Source organism: Paraburkholderia guartelaensis (assembly GCF_004353905.1).
Lineage (GTDB): Bacteria > Pseudomonadota > Gammaproteobacteria > Burkholderiales > Burkholderiaceae > Paraburkholderia > Paraburkholderia guartelaensis.
This window is the reverse complement of record NZ_SMOD01000041.1, coordinates 23,812-41,484: the sequence shown is the minus strand read 5'-3', so window position 1 is coordinate 41,484 and position 17,673 is coordinate 23,812. Positions and strand designations below refer to the sequence as shown.

Genomic DNA, 17,673 nt, shown 5'->3' with positions numbered 1-17,673 from the left:
CCTCGCCCAACCATGGAGGCAATCATGAGCCAGAGAAAGACGGTCGACGACCTTTTCGTCCACATGCTGTCGGACATCTACAGCGCAGAAAAACAACTGACCCGTGCGCTCGGGAAGCTTTCGCGCACCGTTAGCGATCCTGAACTCGCGGAGGCATTCAAGACTCACCTGGAAGAAACGCGGGGGCAGATCGAGCGGATCGACAAGGTAGTCGAAGTGACGGGACTGCGCCTGAAACGCATGAAATGTGTCGCGATGGAAGGCCTCATCGAGGAAGGGGATGAACTGATCGAGGAAATCGAAAAGGGTCCCGTTCTGGACGCAGGGCTCATCGCCGCAGCACAAAAGGTCGAGCACTACGAGATCGCGGCATATGGCAGTCTGTGCGCGCTCGGCAAACTGCTCGGTCACAGCGAGGCGGTGAATCTGCTCAAGGAAACGCTTGAGGAAGAAAAGGCTACCGATCTGAAGCTCTCAAAGTTTGCCGAGACGGCAGGTAACGCCAGGGCGGCAGCAAAAGCGTAGCGAGCGGGCCGGGAATTCCATCCCCTGGTTTAAATCTGTTAGCAATCCAAATTGTCAGGTTCGGCAAAAAATACTGGAGAGCCTCATGTTCATGCATAACCGGAAGCTGCAGTACACCGTGCGCGTAGACGTAACCAATCCTGGTCTTGCCAACCTCCTCCTGGAGCAGTTCGGAGGACCTCAGGGAGAACTCGCTGCCGCAATGCGCTATTTTACTCAGGCGGTATCCGAGGACGACCCCGGTCGCAAGGACATGCTGTTCGATATCGCGACCGAGGAACTCAGCCATCTGGAGATCATCGGCACCATCGTGGCCATGCTCAAGAAGGGCGCGAAGGGCGAGCTTGCCGAAGCCACTGACGAACAGGCGGATCTCTACCGCAAACTCAACGGTGCCGGCAACGACAGCCATGTCACGCAGGTGCTTTTTGGCGGTGGACCTCCTCTGGTCAATTCGGCCGGCGTGCCGTGGAGCGCGGGCTACATTGACACCATCGGTGAACCCACTGCTGACCTGCGCTCGAACATTGCTGCCGAGGCACGCGCGAAGATCGTCTATGAGCGGCTGATCAATGTCACGGAGGATCCGGGCATCCGCGACGCCCTGGGGTTCCTGATGACGCGCGAGGTCTCCCACCAGAAGTCGTTCGAAAAGGCCCTGTACGCCAACCAGGGCAACTTTCCGCCGGGCAAGCGCCCGCCAGTGGCCAGATTCGCGAACGTCTACTACAAGATGTCGCACGGCGGTGAAGGCGACGCCGCACCGTGGAATAGCGGCAACGTCTGGAAATGCAGCAAGGCGAACCGGCGGTGGACGGTGGCGACGGCAACGCGTGGATCAACCTGGACGCGAACCAGCAGGCCGCGCTCACGGCCTTGAGCACGCGACTGGCATCGGAGACTTCAGTGGATCCGCAGACGGGCGCCGAGCTGGGGGAGGCACCCATCGAGCCTGACGTCGCCAGTCAGGCGCGGCGTAGCGAAGATGCGAAATGACAGCTTCCCGGGAACCGAGACTCAATGGCTGCATGCATAGGCGATCGAAGAACAGGCGGAAGACAAGGAATCGTGTGCTGCCCATACAGCGCGATCGCCGGAGCCTGCCGGGCGTTGGGCGTTGAGCAGGGCACAGGGGGGCGCGTTTCCAGCGCCCGCCTTGGCCCCGCTTCGACGGGCTTCACTTTGAGCGTGCGGCCCAGGCCGTAGCCGGTCGATTTCCAGTGTTTTCATGGTGCCCACGCGATTGAACATGATGGTCAAACAGCATACCCCGTAGCCCAGGCCAACGCGGCGCCCTCAACGGCGTGCGGCCGATGGTCACGCAGAGAAGGCGCTCTTATCGACCAACGAGCGCACGGACGTTGCGCGCGACCCAGCTCGTCAGGCTCGTGCGCACGACAACCGGTACCACGCGCCGAGGGCCGAGAATCAATGCCGCCAGCACGATCGAGCCCACCAGCGTAACGTGCGGGGCGGTGAGGAATGCGCGGGCAATGTTCGCGGTCGTTAGCGCCTGTGCGCTACGGACGTCACGCGTTAGATCTTCCCGCGATCGCCGGCTGAATGCCTGCAGTCGCGCGCGTGTCGCCTCCATGCGCTCGAGAATGGCGACTTCGCGGATACGGCGAGTATGCTCGGAAGGTCTCATTTCAACGCTTCGCGCAAAGTCTCAAGATCAGCCCGCATCTCATCCTTGACCAGGCGGAATGCCGGGGCGGGGCTGAGCGCGCGGAACGCGCAAAGAGCGACAAGGGAGAGAACCAGCCACGCGACTGCAATCCCCCAGACGACGTAAAGGAAGTAGGGCTTGCTCCATGCCGACGCGATGAGCGCGAGACAGAAAAATGAAAGCGTGAACAGCCCGCTAACAGTCAGTGCGGCCAGGGCGATGAATTCACGCAGCAGGCGCGCTCGCGCGTCCGCTGCCTCGATGGACAATAGTTCGGCATAGTCACCGAGTCTGCACAAGGCGAAATTCGCCAACATGCGCCAGCGGGCGAGTTTTGTCTGTACGGACATCGCACGTTCTCCACGACCCGTCTTTCAGAACTCAGTCGCGACGCCAGCCCCATAAGGCCCCGAGCGCAAAGCTGATCGCGGCTGTTACGCCGAGGACCCGCAAAGGGCTCTCCGTGATCGCATCGCGTGTGACTGCGACGGCGTCGGCGAAGAGCTGCTGAGACTCGCCGCACAGCTGCGTCGCCTTACTGGCGAGTTGGGACGCCGGGTCACCTGGGACGGCACCGGCCTTTTCCGGGGCTTGGGCAGCCACCTCGTTTGCAATGCCTTGCCCATCGGTCGAAGTCATGATTGCGCTCCTGCTTTTGCTATGCCTCGGTGCACCCGTCGGGGGTAAGTGGCGCCATTTCCGCGGCGAGCGAACCCAAGGGTACGCTCAAGCAGCAATCGTCGTGCCCCAAGCCAGCGACCGTGCCGACCGCCTCGTGGAATTCGCGCCGCGGCGCGTGGCGCCGGCTTGCCCGGAATAACGTTTTCCGGAGGGCCGCGCATGGCCCTGGTTCCACCGGGGTGAGACGCCAGGTTATCTTCTGAGCCGGCTTTGCCTCTCTTGGAACCGGGCACATCGATACCGATCACGTGAAGAATGAGCACAACCGCTCAGCGGTAGAACGATTGCGCTCGCAGGATCGCAAACGCCCGCGGCCGCGGTCCGTTCACCGCTGGCCCATCAATTCCGGGTTTCGTGTGAATGCGAGGAGAGCCTCACGGGCAGTGCCCTGATGGGACTCACACCGAGCCCGGCGAAGTGAGGGCTGGACGATGGTCTCAGGTCGCCGCGGACATAGCGGCATCCGGAACCTGACGAGGTCCTGCATGTTCATCTTGCCGGCCAGCGTGCCGACGACCGACCTGGACATCCCGGTACAACGCAGGTAGATGAGAAAAACGCTGGCCGCACCGGTGCCCAGCAGCGGCGAAAGCATGCGCCACGCACTTCCCGTTTCGGGGACCTCCAGGTGGACGAGCTGGACGGATCGCGGCGGCCATCGCGATCATCGACATGTTCAAAAGGTCAGGAATGCTGAGTACCACGATGGCTTCGCTATTTCAGAAGCGAACCAGCGCGGCGCGGTCCGTGGTGCGCGGCACTCTCGCTCGCCTACGTGCGAGGCCCAAATGAAGATAGATCGCGTGGCGCATGACGGTAGCGCACATAGTGACCACTGCGAGCGTCAATGTGCTGTCGCCCGGCAGGGAGCAACGGCGTAAATTGCGGCCGGCCGCCACTCGGCCTCGGTCTGCCCGACATGTCGGGATTCCATGTCGCCGCCCGGTTCGGACGCGGACGGAAGCCGGAGCTCGCCGTCTCGTCAAACTGGCCGCAGCGGAGGATATCCTGCGCCTCGCACGTCCAGGGCCGAGACGCGAAAGCGAGGACCGCTCCGTGCGGTCAGTCACCGCCGTTTCGGGCTCGAGCTTGCCGTTGGTGGCCACGTGCGTGCTCCGGGTCAGGAGTGGGATTCTGACGACGAAGGCATGTGCAATCGGCGTGCCCTTCGGGCGTCGCCGCCCAGGTTGGCAAGGAAGCAGTGCGATCTGGGGTTCGAATGCGTGTTCCTGCGCAAGCCGTACTCGCTCGAGCAGTTACGCGCACTCATTGAAGCCGTTGCGCGGCCTGCCGGCGAGAAGGGCTAAGTCGGGCTCACTTGGGCGGCCCGAACCGCTCCACTCTACTCGCCGTGATCGGCGTCGCGAAACGTCATACTCAGGCATAGCGGTTGCGTCGTTGCGTTCACTCAGCTTGCTTCATTCACGGTCCCCGGAGAAGTCGCGACTTATGTCCATGCCCATGCCACGCAAGATAGTCGTTGTCACCGGCGCAGGTGCGGGTGTCGGTCGCGCCGCGGTCGAGGAATTTGCGAGCGCGGGCTATGACGTGGCGCTTCTCTCGCGCGAGCCGGAGCGCCTAGAGCGTGCCGCTGCTCAACTGCGAGCGGCGTGGAACGTTCGCGCCCTTACCGTGCCTGTCGACGTCGCCGACGCGGTAGCCGTTGAAGCAGCAGCCGAGCGCATCGAACGCGAACTGGGTGAAATCGACGTTTGGGTAAATGTCGCGATGGCAACGGTATTCGCACCGGTATCGGCGCTTTCAGCACGTGACTTCGAGCGGGCGACGCAGGTGACGTATCTGGGGCAAGTGCACGGGACGATGGCGGCGCTTGCGCGCATGCGTGAGCGCAATCGCGGCGCAATCGTCAACGTTGGATCGGCGCTAGCTTCGCGCGCGGTGCCGCTGCAATCTGCATACTGCGGCGCGAAGTTCGCGGTGCGGGGATTCACTGACGCGTTGCGCTCGGAACTGATTCACGACGGCCTGAAAATACGGCTTTCGCTTGTCGATCTGCCGGCTATGAATACACCGCAGTTCGATTGGGCAGCCAACCGCATGGGGCGGCGAGCGCGGCCCGTCGCGCCCGTCTACCAGCCCGAAGTGGCCGCTCGCGCGATTCGCTTCGCGGCAGAACATCGCCGGCGCACGCTATGGCTCGGGTGGTCCACGATGCGCGCGATCGTCGGCGACATGCTGGCGCCGGGTCTCATCGACCGCTACCTCGCGCATGCCGGTTATCGCGGTCAGCTCACGGACGAGCCGCGCTTGCCCGACGCGCCTGACGATCTGTACGCGCCAGTCGCGGGAGACTTCGGTGCGCACGGGCGTTTCGACGACGAAGCGCGAGACGGGTACGTGCCGCTGTTCACGGAGCGCCACGTGCATGCCGCGATGGGTGGGGCGGTGCTTGGGCTCGTTGGACTCGCGATGGCGTTCGTGCATTTGCGCAGGCAGGCACGAGCGCATAGACGGTGATCACACGCCGTTGGTCGGGGCGCCCGTGCCGTGATTCATCGCAGCGCGGGCGGCGCGGTTCATCCGATCGCAAAGCGCTGGCCATCAACCTGCCGGAACGCCAGCCCGTTGCCTGGCCGCGTGAGGTCGGGTGTAATCCTGCCGCCACGCAGTTGCGGCGCGCCATCAAATAACATCGCCTCGATTCTCGCGTGGTCGTGAAACCACTCGATGTGTCGCAGGCGCCGCGCCGCGCATGCCACGTGCAGATGAAGCGCGGGCGCGCAGTGGGCGGAGAGCGGCGTATGCCAGGCGTCGCACAGTGCGTCGGCCTGGAGAAACCCGCTTATGCCGCAGCAGCGCGTGGCGTCGGCCTGCAACACGTCCACGGCATGTGTTTCAAGCAGTGCGCGGAAGTCGTCAGCGGTATAACCGTATTCGCCCGCTGCGAGCACCATGCCTGCGGGCAGCACCGCCCGCAGCGCCGTGAGGCCGCGGCGGTCGTGCGAGGAGACAGGCTCCTCGAACCATTGCACGCCTTGCGTCGCAAAGCATTCGGCAAGACGCTGCGCCTCTTTGACCTCGTAAGCGCCGTTGGCGTCGACGAACAGCCCCGCGCCGCCAATGGCCCGTCGCGCCGCCTCCACGCGAGCAGAGTCCTCGTGCGGGCACGATCCCACTTTCATCTTGACCCATGCGCAGCCATCGTCCTCCACCCAGCCACGCAGTTGCTGCGTCAGGGTGTCGATTTCGTAGCTCGTGAAGCCGCCGCTGCCATACACCGGCACGCTTTCGCGCTGCATGCCTAGCAGCACGCACAACGGCAAGCCAAGCGCTTTCGCCTTGAGGTCCCATAGCGCCGCGTCTACAGCGGAAATGGCGCAGGCCGCGAGTCCGGGGCGGCCGATGTTGCGCACCTCACGCTGCATTTCGAGGTTGATGCGGGAGATGTCGAAGATGTCATAGCGATGCACCGCATCCGCCAGCACACCGCTTATCAGTGGCACCGCGCCCGCATGCGCATAGGTATAGCCAACGCCGGTAAAGCCGACGGCGTCGATCTCGCACAGCACGAGCGTCGTTGAGCGCCAGGTAATGGTGCCGTCCGCCTCCGGACTGTCGGTGGGAATCGTAAAAGCGCGCGCTTCGACGCGCGTGACACGTGACGCACTCATGACGCCACCCGTGGTTCGTATTGCGAAGCATCTGGAGGAACCGTGTGCGCGAACTCTTCTGCGTCGCCCACCACGTCGAGTAGCGCCTGCCAGCCAAACAGCCAGCGCATCTGCTTGAAGCAATGGCCGTCTTCCGCGCTGATGCGCACGATGCGGCTGTCGGGATAGAACGACACGATCGCGGGCGCCCCCCGAATCGTGCAGCGCGCGTGATGGGCAACGTTGGCGCTCATGATATCGGCTCTCCTCTACCTGGGCGGTTGTGATGAAGGCTGTGGGGCGATGCGTGGTTCAGGCGAAAGCGCATGACCCATGCCCGCAGCGCACGGCCCGACGGGCACTGCAGTTGCGCTTGCGCTCACATGCGGCTCCCCGCGGGCCGAAGCAGGTTCATGCGCAACCGACGCGCAACCCCTAACGGCCCGAGGATCTCCATGATCGGCATCGTGATACCCGCGCACGACGAAGAGTGTCTGCTTACACCGTGCCTGCATGCGGCCATTGCTGCCGCACGACACCCGGCGCTTTCTGGCGAACCCGTGCGCGTGCTCGTGGTGCTCGACGCCTGCACTGACGCCTCGGCCGGCATCGCGCAGCGAGCCGGCGTGGAAAGCTTGGCGGTCGATGCCCGTAACGTGGGCGTTGCCCGCGCGGCCGGCGCGTTCTGGATGCTGGAGCGGGGCGCCCGCTGGCTCGCTTTCTCGGACGCCGATAGCCGCGTTGCACCGGACTGGCTAGTCATGCAACTGGCGCAAGGAGTCGACGCCGTATGCGGGCCAGTGACCGTCGACGACTGGAGCCGCCACCCCGCGCGCACGCTCGATGCGTGGCGAGCACGCTACCACGACGCCGACGGCCATCGCCACGTGCATGGCGCGAACCTCGGCGTTTGTGCTCACGCGTACCGGCGCGCGGGCGGCTTCGCGCCGCTTGCCTGTGGCGAAGACGTGGCGCTCGTGGAAATGCTGGGCGCGACCGGCGCGGTGATCGCATGGAGCGCCGCGCCGCGAGTGGTCACGAGCGCGAGGCTCGACGCGCGCGTGTGCGGCGGCTTCGGGGACACGCTCGCGGCATGGGCGCAGAGTGAGGCGCAAAACGAAGCGCGGGATGGCGAAGTAAGCGCCACCACCGAGACCGATTGAACTCAGACTGATCAATACACGGACGACCGCGATGGACAAAGATTGCCTGCATCCCGAAGCGGCGAACGGCGCGTGCCGGCTTTTCGTGGTCTCGCCGCATCTCGACGACGCGGCGTTCGGTTGTGCCGCGCTCCTCGCCACGTGTTCAGGGGCGTGCGTCTGCACGGTGTTCGCGGGATTCCCTGCACCTCCCCAGCGTACGGAGTGGGATCGCGCCGCGGGCTTCTACGATTCGACGCAAGCGATGCGCGAGCGCATGCGCGAAGACGATCGCGCCCTTACATACTTCGGCGCGCGGGCAATCCGTTTGCCCTTTCTGGACGGCCAATATGGCACGCTACCCGATATTGCCAGGCTTGCCGATGAAATTGCGAGAGAGTACGAGTGCGCGTGCACGGTCGACGCATCGCTCGTCGTGCCGCTGGGCGTGCGCCATCCGGACCATGTGCGCGTGGGCGACGCGTGGGCCCGCCTGCTGCGTACGGGCCGGGTGGCGTCCTGCATCGTCTACGAAGATGCGATTCATCGCTCGGCGCGCGGCGCCGTGGAAAAGCGTCTGGCCGAACTCGAAGCGGGCGGGCTGCACGCTGCGCCACTCGACGCATCCTGGCGCCCCGAACGCCTCACCGCACGGGCGCTTTCGATCAGGCGCCGCGCCATCATCGAATACGAAAGTCAGCTACGCGCCTTTGACGCGCGCTTTCCCGCCGATCTCGCGAGGCCCGAACGTTACTGGCGCGTCATGCGGGCATAGCGAGGCGGACCTAGCGACGGCACGCGGACCAAAGCGGATGCTCGCCGTGCTCCCGCAGCTCGGGCTCAAAGAATACCCACCGCGCGGCTGGAAAAGCGTCCTGGAACGCGTTCTCGATACGGTCAATGACGCGCACGAGTTCTTCGGCGTCGCAGTGTTCGGCAAGCTCAGCCTGGATGGCGACAAGCAGGCTGTCCGACCAGCGCAGCACCACGAGGCTCACGATATGGCCGATTTCGGGCCGCGCGTCGAGCCAGGCGCGCATCGCCTTGCGCACGCTTGGGCGCGCCGCCTCGCCAACGATCAATGACTTGATTTCCCGTAGCGACAACACCGCCGTCGCGATCATCACGAGGCCAACGCCGATGCTGCCGAGCGCGTCGAATCCCGGCCGGCCTGTGAGCGCGGCGAGCCCTGTGCCGGTGAGCGAGACGAGCACGCCCGCGAGCGCGGCGGTGTCCTCGCCTATCGAGAGCATGGTTTCCAGTTCGCCGGTCTCGCGGAACCAGCGCCAGAGGCCTCCCGCACGGTGCTTCCTCTCGATCGAAAGAATCGACGCGCGCAAGGCCGCGCCCTCGACCAGCGCGGAGACGAACAGCACGGCGACGGCGATCTCCGGGCGATCGAGGCCACTGCGATGCCAGAGACGCCACGCGCCGATCCCTATCGAAGCGAGACCACCGACCAGAAAGAATTGTAGCGCCACCAGCATGGCGTAGAAGTGCGTTTCACGGCCAAAGCCGAGCGGGTGCTCCTCGTCGGGGCCGCTGTGCGCCGCGCGCCGTCCCGTAATGAGCAGCACCTGGTTCAGACAGTCGGCGCTGGAGTGCACCGCTTCGGACAGCGTCGCGCCGGAGTTCGTGTACGCGGCCGCGGCGAATTTGCAGAGCGCCACCACGGCGTTCGAGGCGAGGGCGTAGTAGACGGCGCGGGGGACGGTGGCCGGCATCTTAGGCGCTCAGCCCGCGCGTTCACGGCGGGCCACGCTGAGCGGGTCCGCGCTCCACACATCGAGCAGAAAGTCGGCGTCTTCCGCGTGCACGACGCGATGCAGCGAGGCGCGCATTGCCTGGTTCGCGAAGATGCCGTGCACCCGCGCGCTATCGACCATCCAATGTTCTCCGCCGTGCCGCCAGTGGCAGCAGAGGAGCGTGCCGTCCGCCTCCAGCGCCGTCGCGGCGAGCGTTGCCATTGCCGTGCAGCCGGCTTCCCCCAGGTAATAGGCGATCTCGCTCACCACGATCAGGTCGAAACGTCCGTCGGGCCAGTCGGCAGGCATCGCGCGCCGCTCGATCTGCACATGAGCGAATGACGCGAGGCGCGAGCGGGCGAACTCCACAGCGCGCGGGGCAAAGTCTGCGCATAGCAGCCGGTCACAGCGCGGCGCGAGTGCTGCGGAAAGCTCGCCGCCCGCGCAGCCTGGCTCAAAAGCGCGGCGGTAAAGCGCGCGCGGCAATGCGGCGAGTGTGAGAGCGCGTTTGCGTGCCTCATACCAGCTGGTGCGGTAGCGCCACGGATCGGCGTCATGCGCGAACTGGGCATCGAAGTGGGCGGCGCGCGAAGTGTGTGGTTCCATGGCGTAAGCGCGGGCTCAGAGCGACCAGTCCTCGTTCGTTGAGGCATGCTTCGCGAGCGCTGCGAGATCGTGCTCGGCATGGCTCTGGCGCACGAACACGGGCAGGTCTGCCGCCATCCGGGCAAACCAGCGGTTGCGGCACAGCGGCCCCGCGCCCAAACCTCGCGTACAGGCGTGCAGCGTGACTTCCACCGCGCTTTCGACCGCGGCGCGCACGCGCAACGCGAGCGCCATGGCGTCGGCTTCTGGCGCGGCGTCGATTGCGTGCGCCGCTTCGCGCAGCAACGCGCGTGCAGCACTCAACGCGACGTCGGCCGCGCCCAGATGAGCATTCAGGTGAGGGTCGTCGCGTCGCCGGGCCGCTTCGCGCAGGCGCACCGCCAGCGCTGCCGCTGCGCCGTACCAGCACGCGGCCATGCCCGCGCCGCCGTGCCAGAAGCCAGGACGTCGCAAGTACGCGCCACCTGGACCCACGAGGGTGGCGTGCGCGTTTTGCACATCGATCTCGACGCTTTGCGTCGCCGCCATGCCGACCGCCTCCCAGCCGCGCGCCGTGACCGTCACGCCTGGCTGGCCGATGGGCAGTGCAGCGAGCCAGTCGCGATCGTCGCTGTCGACACAGGTCACGAGCGCGTGCGTGACGAATGCCGCGCCCGAGCACCACGGCTTGACGCCGGAAAGCAATACGTGACCGCTGCGACTCGAGGTGAAACGCAACTCGTTGCGTGGCGAGCGCGCGGCCCATACGCCCCATATCTCGGGGGCGGTGCCGCATGCCGCACTGTCGCGCGGCATGCGAGGCGCCGCGAGTTCCGCGTGAATGGCGAGCGCGTCGGCGTGCGCTTCGTAAATCTTGACGAGCGAGAGATCGTGGGCGGCGAGACCCGCGAGAAATTGCCAGCGCGCGAGCGTATGGCCGCCTCCCGGCTGGGGCAGCGACGGGCACGCGGCGACGAGCCGGCGTGCGGCTCCGGCAAGTGACTGCGCGTCGAGCGGCAGCATATAGCCTTGCAGCAGCGCTGCAAAGTCGAAGCGGCCATGCTCGCTGTCTCCGGCTGGTGCGCGAACGGCGAGAGATGCGTCGTAGTCCATCACAACCCAAGAATCGTGCGTGCTTCGTCGGTGGACAAGCGTTCGCGCATGCGTTCGCTGAGAAACGCCATCTCCCGCTCGTAGCCGCAGGCCAGCACGGCCTGCACCTGGCCCTGCTGGGAATACAGGATTCCGAAGCGTTCATCGCCGGGACGGCCCGATATCACCATATCGTCCCAGTTCCCGGCATGGCCCAGATAGTCGAGGCGCTTGTCATAGTGCTGGGTCCAGAAGAAAGGCACCCCCTCATAGCGCACATTTTCGCCAAGCAGGTTCAGCGCGGCGATACGCGCTTGTTGCTGGGCCACACGCCAATGCTCGATACGGGCCTTCTGCGCAGAGCCTGGAGAGCCTGCCATGCTGTCCAGCGGGAAGCGCGCGATGTCGCCGACGGCGTAGACATCCGGCGCGGCTCGCATGGTGGAGTCCACCGATACGCCGCCATCTTCGTCGAGTTCGATACCGCTCAGAAACTGCGTGGCGGGGCGCACGCCGATGCCGACGATCACCGCCTTCGCGTGAACCGTGCGGCCGTCGTCGAGTTCGACGCTTTCGACGTTACCGTCCCCCACGAAGCGCACGGCCTTGGCGCGGCGGAACACCACGCCCTTTGCTTCGTGCCAGTCGCGCATCAAGCCGCCGACGCGTGCGCCGAGCGCCCGCTGCAGCGGCAGCCCGCTGGGTGCGACGATGGTCACCTCCACACCGCGCTTGCGCAAGGCCGAGGCCGTTTCGAGGCCGATGAAGCTGTCACCGAGAATGACGGCGGGGTCACCTAAAGACAGTACTTCGAGGATGCCGCCCGCGTCGGCGAGCGTGCGCAAGGTGAAAACGCGGCCCAATTCTGCGCCAGCAATGCCGGGCCGAACCGGCACCGAGCCGCTTGCGATCAGCACGGCGTCGAACGCGGGCTGGCGGCCGTCGGCGAGCGTCACCTGGCGCGTTGGCACATCGAAGCGCGTCACTTCGCGGTGCTCAATTCGCAGACGCGGGTCGCGGGTCAAGGCCTCGGGAAGGATAGCCGGTACCTCGCCGGGCTTCATCTCGCCGGCCGGCACGAACTTGCTCAGACAGGTGCGGTCGTAGGGCGCTTGCGGTTCCGCGGCGAACATCGTCACCTCGCCCGTGAAGCCGACTTCGAGGAGCGTGGCGGCCGCCGCTGCCGCAGCGGCGCCCCCGCCGATGATCGCGATGCGGCGCTGCGGCCCGGGCCTGGCTTGTTTGGGGCCTTGCGGCGCGGCGCGCTCCGGCTCGAGGTCGACGAATACGGCATCGGACTCGACGCGGACCGGGTACGTTTTCAGCCCCTCGAGCGCGGGTGGTTCCAGCCATTGGCCGTTCTCGACGGCAAAAGCCGCCTTGTGCCAGGGGCAAACGATACGCCCCTCGCACAGCGCCCCCTGCTCGAGCGGCGCGCCCGCATGCGGACAATCAGCCGTGAATGCGCGCACTTGCGGGTCTTGCGGGTGTGAACTCGTTCCAGCGTTCACAAGCAACACCGGGACGCCTTCGAGTTCCACGCGCCGCATGCTTTGCGCAGGCAACGCCGCGACCTGCATTGCCTCGATCCATCTGGTCATCACGCGCTCCTGCCCGGTTGTTCTGACCTGGGCGTGCGCAAACAGCGTGCCGGAATGCGTGGACGGTCGTTGGACCACAAACCCCGCAGTGGCACATCGCTTGCGCTGGGTGAATGCCCATGCAGCCGCAGCAATCATCAGGAGCCCCCATGCCACACCGCAATCGCCCCCAAAGCAAGCACGCGCCCACCGACGCAAAATCGCAGAGCCTCGAACCGTTTCGCGCGCACGCGGATGGCGAGGCGTTGCGCAGCAACCAGGGCGTGAAGATCGCCGACAACCAGAACACGTTGCGCGCGGGACCGCGCGGCCCGTCGCTGCTCGAAGATTTCATCATGCGTGAAAAGATCACGCACTTCGACCACGAGCGCATACCCGAGCGTATTGTCCATGCGCGAGGCTCGGCAGCGCACGGTGTATTTCGCGTCTACGAATCGCAGGCCGAACTGACGCGCGCCGCTTTTCTGCAGGACCCAGCGAAGGAGACCCCGGTGTACGTGCGCTTTTCGACGGTGCAGGGTCCGCGCGGCTCAGCGGACACCGTGCGCGACGTGCGCGGCTTCGCCACGAAGTTCTACACGGAAGAAGGCAATTTCGACCTGGTCGGCAATAACATGCCGGTCTTCTTCATTCAGGATGCGATCAAGTTTCCCGACTTCGTGCACGCCGTAAAGCCCGAGGCGCCCAATGAAATGCCGACCGGCGGCAGCGCGCATGACACGTTCTGGGACTTCGTCTCGCTCGTGCCGGAGAGCGCGCACACGGTCATCTGGGCCATGTCCGACCGCGCCATCCCGCGCAGCCTGCGCACCATGGAAGGCTTCGGAGTCCATACGTTCCGCCTCGTCAACGCGAAGGGCAAGGCACGCTTCATCAAATGGCACTGGCGGCCCGTACTGGGCTCGTATTCGTTGCTGTGGGATGAAGCGCAGAAGATTGCAGGCAAGGACCCCGATTTTCACCGCCGCGACTTGTGGGAAGCGATCGAGCGCGGCGATTACCCCGAGTTCGAGCTGGGCGTGCAGGTCGTGGAAGAAAAGGACGAGCATAAGTTCGACTTCGATCTGCTCGACCCCACCAAGCTCATTCCTGAAGAGCTGGTGCCGGTGAAGATCATCGGCAAGATGACGCTCAACCGCAACCCCGACAACTTCTTTGCGGAAACCGAACAGGTGGCGTTCCACCCAGGCCATATCGTGCCAGGCATCGATTTCACGAACGACCCCTTGCTGCAAGGGCGACTGTTCTCCTACACGGACACGCAGATCAGCCGGCTCGGCGGCCCCAATTTCCACGAGATACCGATCAACCGGCCTGTATGCCCGTTTCACAACAACCAGCGCGACGCCATGCACCGACAGACCATCAACGTCGGGCAGGCCTCGTACGAGCCGAACTCGGTGAGCGGCGGCTGGCCGAAGGAAACCACGCCGCAGGACGGGGGCTTCGAAAGCTACCAGGAGCGCATGGACGGTGTGAAGATTCGGGTGCGCAGCGAGTCATTCGCTGACCACTTCTCGCAGGCGACGATGTTCTACAACAGCATGTCGGAGCCCGAGAGAGAGCACATCAAGGCCGCCTATACGTTCGAACTGGGCAAGGTCACGAAGCCGGAAATACGTGAGCGCGAGGTCAACGAGATTCTCGCGAATATCGACGCGGACCTTGCCGCGAGCGTGGCGCAAGCGCTCGGCCTGCCGAAGCCCAAAGCGGGCAGCAAGCCGGGCAAGCCGAAGACAGCCAGCTCGCCCGCGCTAAGCTTGCTAAACCGCGTGCAGCCCGGTATCAAAACACGCAAGATCGCGTTGCTCACGGCGCCAGGTGCCGATTCGACCACGCTCAAGAAACTGCGCGACGCGTTCGCGAAGGAAGGCGCAACGGCGCTCGTCATCGCGCCCACGCTTGAGCCAATCGGTGACGTGACGCCGGACGCGACCGTTACGGGCATGCCCTCCGTGATGTTCGACGCCGTGTTTATTCCCGGCGGCGAGAAGGCCACGGAAATGCTCACGCAATCGGGCGACGCGCGGCACTTCGTGCTCGAAGCCTTCAAGCATCTCAAGGCGATAGGCGCAGTCGACACAGGCCGGCTCGTCCTCGCTGCCGCGCAGTTGCCTGATCCGGCTGACGGCGTGGCGAGCGGCGACGAGGCGGATCTCAAACGCGCGCTCAAGGAGTTCATCGAGGCGGCGGGACAGCACCGCGTGTGGTCGCGCATGGCGCAAGCGCTGGCGGTGCCTGCCTGAGCGCGAGACGCAGGGGAACAGGTCGCTTCGCAGTGGGAGGGGAGATGGGCAAGGTGGAGGCAAGACAGGGCAACGAACGTAAAGACGCGCAATCGCAGTTCTCGCGCCACGCGAAGCCCTTAATCGACGAAGCGCTCGCCCGAGCTGGGTCACCGGGCTCCGATCCGGAAAAGCTGCACAAACTCCGCGTCGCGTTGCGACGGCTGCGCACGCTGCTGTGGGCGTGGCGGCCACTGCTCGGGCGCGAACGCGTCGAGCCGCAGCGTGCGTTGCTCAAGCGTGCGGCATTGGCGGCAGGCGAGGTACGTGACTGGGACATCGCCATTGCATTGCTCGACGGGAAGGCCGGCGCGAAAGGCGACCCGGCACTCTCTGCGGAGCGCGTCGAGGCTGCGCGGCGCGAGGCTCGCGAGCGCGCGAGGGAGACACTCGAAGCTACCGACCTCAAGCACGCGTTGCGCGACATGTTGCACGAACTGAACCGCGAGCTGAACACTTCCGCGCACCGCACGCCGATGAAGCGCCTCGCGCGCGAACGCGTGCGGCTGGCGCGGGGCGCGTTGCGCAAGCGCATGCGCCGGGCGCGACAGGCGAAACGCAGCGACTACCCCGCATGGCATGAGGTTCGCAAAGGAGCGAAACGGTTGCGCTATCTGCTGGAATTCTTCGAATCCACGTTGCCAGGGCGCGAGTCGCGGCACGTCAAAGCGCTCAAGAAACTTCAGGATCGGTTTGGATCGCTCAATGATGCCGTGACCAGCGAACGTCTGTTTGCCCAGCACCGCGAGGTGTTCGCCGACACGGCGAGCGCAGACGTCGCGCTTGCGGAGCTGAAGCGCGAGCGCAAGCGCCGCCGACGCGTGGCGGCCAAGCTGCTCGACTAGGGCGCCGAACGCGTCGCGCGCCAGGTTCGACGCTTGCGCTAACAGAGCATGTTCGGACCAATTCGCAAGGAGAACGTAAATGGCGACGACCACGGTGAGCGATTTCATCGTCGAGCGGCTGTATGAGTGGGGGGTGCGGCGCATCTTCGGCTATCCCGGCGACGGTATCAACGGCATGTTTGGCGCGCTCCAGCGCGCGCACGGCAAGATCGAATTCGTGCAGGCTCGCCACGAAGAAATGGCCGCGTTCATGGCGAGCGCGCACGCCAAGTTCACTGGCGAGCTGGGCGTGTGCATCGCCACTTCCGGTCCTGGCGCGAGCCACCTGTTGACCGGCCTCTACGATGCGCGCCTCGACCACATGCCTGTGCTCGCCATCACGGGCCAGCAGGCGCGCGCCGCGCTCGGCGCGCACTATCAGCAGGAACTCGATCTCGTTTCCCTGTTCAAGGACGTGGCGGGTGCCTATATACAGCAGCCGAGCGTGCCGGCCCAGGTGCGCCACGTGGTGGATCGCGCGGTGCGCATCGCGCTTTCGCGGCGCACGGTCACCGCGATGGTGCTGCCCAACGATCTGCAGGAGCTGGAATATGAGCCGCCCGCGCGCAAGCACGGCACGGCGCATTCAGGTGTTGGCTACGCCGAACCCGAGGTCGTGCCCCGCGAAGCGGACCTGCGGCGCGCGGCGGATGTGCTAAACGCGGGGCATCGCGTGGCCATGCTCGTGGGCGCGGGCGCGCTGCACGCCACCGACGAAGTGATCGCCGTCGCCGAGCGGTTGCAGGCGGGTGTCGCGAAAGCGCTGCTCGGCAAGGCGGCCGTGCCTGACGATCTACCGTGGGTGACCGGCTCGATCGGGCTGCTGGGGACAAAGCCTACCGACGAAATGATGTCCTCTTGCGACACGTTGCTGATGGTCGGCTCTGGCTTTCCGTACTCCGAGTTTCTCCCGAAGGAGGGCGACGCGCGGGCCGTGCAGATCGATCTCGACGCCGGCATGCTCAGCCTGCGCTATCCGATGGAAGTGAGCCTCGTGGGCGATAGCGCGGCCACGCTGCGCGCGCTCCTGCCCATGCTCGAACAGAAGAACGCCGCGAGCTGGCGCAACCGCATTGTCCATGCGGGCGAGCGCTGGCAACGCGTGCTGGAGGAGCGCGCGCTCGCCGCGACGGGTGGCAAGGTGAATCCGCAGCGCGTGGTGACGGAGCTTTCGCCGCGCTTGCCCGACGGCGCGATCGTGACGAGCGATTCGGGTTCCTGCGCCAACTGGTACGCGCGTGACCTCATGATCCGGCGCGGCATGATGTGCTCGCTTTCGGGCGGCCTCGCCTCGATGGGCGCGGCGGTTCCGTATGCCATCGCCGCCAAGTTCGCGCATCCAGGGCGGCCCGTGATTGCGCTGGTGGGCGACGGCGCGATGCAGATGAACAACATGGCCGAGCTCATCACGGTCGCGAAGTACTGGCGGCAGTGGGAGAGCCCGCGCTGGATCTGCGCCGTGTTCAACAACGAGGACCTGAACCAGGTGACATGGGAGCAGCGCGTCATGCAGGGCGATCCGAAGTTCGAAGCGTCTCAGGACATTCCCAACGTGCCGTATCACCGTTTCGCCGAACTGGTTGGACTCACGGGCATTTACGTGGACGACGCGGAGCAGATGGGAGAGGCGTGGGAGCAGGCACTCGCTGCGCCACGTCCCGTCGTCATCGAAGTGAAAACCGACCCGGAAGTGCCGCCGTTGCCGCCGCACGTGACGCTGGATCAGGCGCGCCATTTCGCGCGTACGTTGATGGAGGGCGACCCGGCGGAGGCTAGCGTGATTGCCAACACGGCGCGGCAAGTCATGGCGAGCGTCATTCCCGGCAAGAAGTCCTGAGCGCCGCGCTTCGCAC

At 65.5% G+C, this 17,673-nt stretch carries 17 protein-coding genes and 1 pseudogene; 8 read left to right on the top strand and 10 right to left on the bottom strand.

Features of this window, described 5'->3' with window-relative positions; translation table 11 throughout:
* Nucleotides 1–24 precede the first annotated feature (24 nt).
* Both E1N52_RS34810 and E1N52_RS34805 read left to right on the top strand, forming a co-directional pair.
* A complete protein-coding gene (locus tag E1N52_RS34810; RefSeq protein ID WP_133188390.1) occupies nt 25–525 on the top strand; it encodes a YciE/YciF ferroxidase family protein in 501 nt (166 codons plus the stop codon).
* Between the two features lie 85 nt (nt 526–610).
* Nucleotides 611–1,521, top strand: a pseudogene (locus tag E1N52_RS34805) (manganese catalase family protein).
* A gap of 340 nt (nt 1,522–1,861) precedes the next feature.
* On the opposite strand, the gene E1N52_RS34800 reads toward E1N52_RS34805, so the two are convergent.
* The 4 genes from E1N52_RS34800 to E1N52_RS45590 all read right to left on the bottom strand — a co-directional run bounded on the left by E1N52_RS34800 (nt 1,862) and on the right by E1N52_RS45590 (nt 3,503).
* Nucleotides 1,862–2,173 (bottom strand): hypothetical protein, encoded by a 312-nt coding sequence (locus E1N52_RS34800; RefSeq protein ID WP_133188388.1) that lies wholly within the window; start codon nt 2,171–2,173, stop codon nt 1,862–1,864.
* Nucleotides 2,170–2,544, bottom strand: a complete 375-nt coding sequence (locus tag E1N52_RS34795) for a phage holin family protein (protein WP_133188386.1) — start codon at nt 2,542–2,544, stop codon at nt 2,170–2,172. The genes E1N52_RS34800 and E1N52_RS34795 overlap by 4 nt, the downstream gene beginning before the upstream one ends.
* A gap of 31 nt (nt 2,545–2,575) precedes the next feature.
* Entirely contained in the window at nt 2,576–2,833 is a 258-nt protein-coding gene (locus tag E1N52_RS34790; protein WP_133188384.1) for a CsbD family protein, read from the bottom strand.
* 367 nt (nt 2,834–3,200) lie between these two features.
* Nucleotides 3,201–3,503: a divalent metal cation transporter gene (locus E1N52_RS45590; RefSeq protein WP_425468188.1), complete on the bottom strand. Its 303-nt coding sequence runs from the start codon at nt 3,501–3,503 to the stop codon at nt 3,201–3,203.
* 827 nt (nt 3,504–4,330) lie between these two features.
* Between E1N52_RS45590 and E1N52_RS34780 the strand changes: the two genes are divergently transcribed.
* Nucleotides 4,331–5,353, top strand: a complete 1,023-nt coding sequence (locus E1N52_RS34780; protein WP_133188436.1) for an SDR family oxidoreductase — start codon at nt 4,331–4,333, stop codon at nt 5,351–5,353.
* Between the two features lie 59 nt (nt 5,354–5,412).
* Here the strand turns inward: E1N52_RS34780 and E1N52_RS34775 are convergent, their stop codons facing one another.
* Together E1N52_RS34775 and E1N52_RS34770 are read right to left on the bottom strand one after the other, a co-directional pair.
* Nucleotides 5,413–6,507: an enolase C-terminal domain-like protein gene (locus tag E1N52_RS34775; protein ID WP_133188380.1), complete on the bottom strand. Its 1,095-nt coding sequence runs from the start codon at nt 6,505–6,507 to the stop codon at nt 5,413–5,415.
* Complete coding sequence (locus E1N52_RS34770; RefSeq protein WP_133188378.1) at nt 6,504–6,740, bottom strand: hypothetical protein; 237 nt, start codon at nt 6,738–6,740, stop codon at nt 6,504–6,506. Before E1N52_RS34770 ends, E1N52_RS34775 begins: the two co-directional genes overlap by 4 nt.
* A gap of 201 nt (nt 6,741–6,941) precedes the next feature.
* On the opposite strand from E1N52_RS34770, the gene E1N52_RS34765 reads away from it, so the two are divergent.
* Together E1N52_RS34765 and E1N52_RS34760 are read left to right on the top strand one after the other, a co-directional pair.
* On the top strand, nt 6,942–7,649 hold the full coding sequence (locus tag E1N52_RS34765) for a glycosyltransferase family 2 protein (protein ID WP_133188376.1): 708 nt from the start codon (nt 6,942–6,944) through the stop codon (nt 7,647–7,649).
* A 31-nt stretch (nt 7,650–7,680) separates the two neighbouring features.
* Entirely contained in the window at nt 7,681–8,403 is a 723-nt protein-coding gene (locus tag E1N52_RS34760; protein ID WP_133188374.1) for a PIG-L deacetylase family protein, read from the top strand.
* A 10-nt stretch (nt 8,404–8,413) separates the two neighbouring features.
* On the opposite strand, the gene E1N52_RS34755 is transcribed toward E1N52_RS34760, so the two are convergent.
* From E1N52_RS34755 to E1N52_RS34740, 4 genes are read right to left on the bottom strand one after another with little or no spacing between them, the layout of a single operon-like run.
* A complete protein-coding gene (locus tag E1N52_RS34755; RefSeq protein WP_133188372.1) occupies nt 8,414–9,352 on the bottom strand; it encodes a cation diffusion facilitator family transporter in 939 nt (312 codons plus the stop codon).
* 9 nt (nt 9,353–9,361) lie between these two features.
* Nucleotides 9,362–9,979 (bottom strand): SAM-dependent methyltransferase, encoded by a 618-nt coding sequence (locus tag E1N52_RS34750; RefSeq protein ID WP_133188370.1) that lies wholly within the window; start codon nt 9,977–9,979, stop codon nt 9,362–9,364.
* Nucleotides 9,980–9,994: 15 nt separating this feature from the next.
* Nucleotides 9,995–11,071 carry an acyl-CoA dehydrogenase family protein gene (locus tag E1N52_RS34745; RefSeq protein ID WP_133188368.1) on the bottom strand — a complete coding sequence of 359 codons (1,077 nt, stop codon included), beginning with the start codon at nt 11,069–11,071 and terminating at the stop codon, nt 9,995–9,997.
* The gene (locus E1N52_RS34740; RefSeq protein WP_165979509.1) at nt 11,071–12,651 is read right to left on the bottom strand and encodes an FAD-dependent oxidoreductase; all 1,581 of its coding nucleotides are present in this window, start codon (nt 12,649–12,651) and stop codon (nt 11,071–11,073) included. The genes E1N52_RS34745 and E1N52_RS34740 overlap by 1 nt, the downstream gene beginning before the upstream one ends.
* A 149-nt stretch (nt 12,652–12,800) precedes the next feature.
* On the opposite strand from E1N52_RS34740, the gene katE reads away from it, so the two are divergent.
* From katE to E1N52_RS34725, 3 genes are all read left to right on the top strand, one after another.
* The gene (gene katE, locus E1N52_RS34735) at nt 12,801–14,897 is read left to right on the top strand and encodes a catalase HPII (RefSeq protein ID WP_133188365.1); all 2,097 of its coding nucleotides are present in this window, start codon (nt 12,801–12,803) and stop codon (nt 14,895–14,897) included.
* A gap of 44 nt (nt 14,898–14,941) precedes the next feature.
* Nucleotides 14,942–15,781 (top strand): CHAD domain-containing protein, encoded by an 840-nt coding sequence (locus E1N52_RS34730; RefSeq protein ID WP_133188363.1) that lies wholly within the window; start codon nt 14,942–14,944, stop codon nt 15,779–15,781.
* Nucleotides 15,782–15,860: 79 nt separating this feature from the next.
* Complete coding sequence (locus E1N52_RS34725) at nt 15,861–17,657, top strand: thiamine pyrophosphate-requiring protein (protein ID WP_133188361.1); 1,797 nt, start codon at nt 15,861–15,863, stop codon at nt 17,655–17,657.
* The last annotated feature ends 16 nt before the right edge of the window (nt 17,658–17,673 follow it).

Bases quoted from the DNA above. Each gene is read 5' to 3' on its own strand.
- E1N52_RS34765 (WP_133188376.1), top strand. From the start codon at position 6,942: ATGATCGGCATCGTGATACCCGCGCACGACGAAGAGTGTCTGCTTACA.
- E1N52_RS34810 (WP_133188390.1), top strand. From the start codon at position 25: ATGAGCCAGAGAAAGACGGTCGACGACCTTTTCGTCCACATGCTGTCG.
- E1N52_RS34740 (WP_165979509.1), bottom strand. From the start codon at position 12,651: ATGACCAGATGGATCGAGGCAATGCAGGTCGCGGCGTTGCCTGCGCAA.
- E1N52_RS34760 (WP_133188374.1), top strand. From the start codon at position 7,681: ATGGACAAAGATTGCCTGCATCCCGAAGCGGCGAACGGCGCGTGCCGG.
- E1N52_RS34800 (WP_133188388.1), bottom strand. From the start codon at position 2,173: ATGAGACCTTCCGAGCATACTCGCCGTATCCGCGAAGTCGCCATTCTC.
- E1N52_RS34795 (WP_133188386.1), bottom strand. From the start codon at position 2,544: ATGTCCGTACAGACAAAACTCGCCCGCTGGCGCATGTTGGCGAATTTC.
- E1N52_RS34745 (WP_133188368.1), bottom strand. From the start codon at position 11,071: ATGGACTACGACGCATCTCTCGCCGTTCGCGCACCAGCCGGAGACAGC.
- E1N52_RS34770 (WP_133188378.1), bottom strand. From the start codon at position 6,740: ATGAGCGCCAACGTTGCCCATCACGCGCGCTGCACGATTCGGGGGGCG.
- E1N52_RS34775 (WP_133188380.1), bottom strand. From the start codon at position 6,507: ATGAGTGCGTCACGTGTCACGCGCGTCGAAGCGCGCGCTTTTACGATT.
- E1N52_RS34725 (WP_133188361.1), top strand. From the start codon at position 15,861: ATGGCGACGACCACGGTGAGCGATTTCATCGTCGAGCGGCTGTATGAG.
- E1N52_RS34780 (WP_133188436.1), top strand. From the start codon at position 4,331: ATGCCCATGCCACGCAAGATAGTCGTTGTCACCGGCGCAGGTGCGGGT.
- E1N52_RS34755 (WP_133188372.1), bottom strand. From the start codon at position 9,352: ATGCCGGCCACCGTCCCCCGCGCCGTCTACTACGCCCTCGCCTCGAAC.
- E1N52_RS34730 (WP_133188363.1), top strand. From the start codon at position 14,942: ATGGGCAAGGTGGAGGCAAGACAGGGCAACGAACGTAAAGACGCGCAA.
- E1N52_RS34790 (WP_133188384.1), bottom strand. From the start codon at position 2,833: ATGACTTCGACCGATGGGCAAGGCATTGCAAACGAGGTGGCTGCCCAA.
- katE (WP_133188365.1), top strand. From the start codon at position 12,801: ATGCCACACCGCAATCGCCCCCAAAGCAAGCACGCGCCCACCGACGCA.
- E1N52_RS34750 (WP_133188370.1), bottom strand. From the start codon at position 9,979: ATGGAACCACACACTTCGCGCGCCGCCCACTTCGATGCCCAGTTCGCG.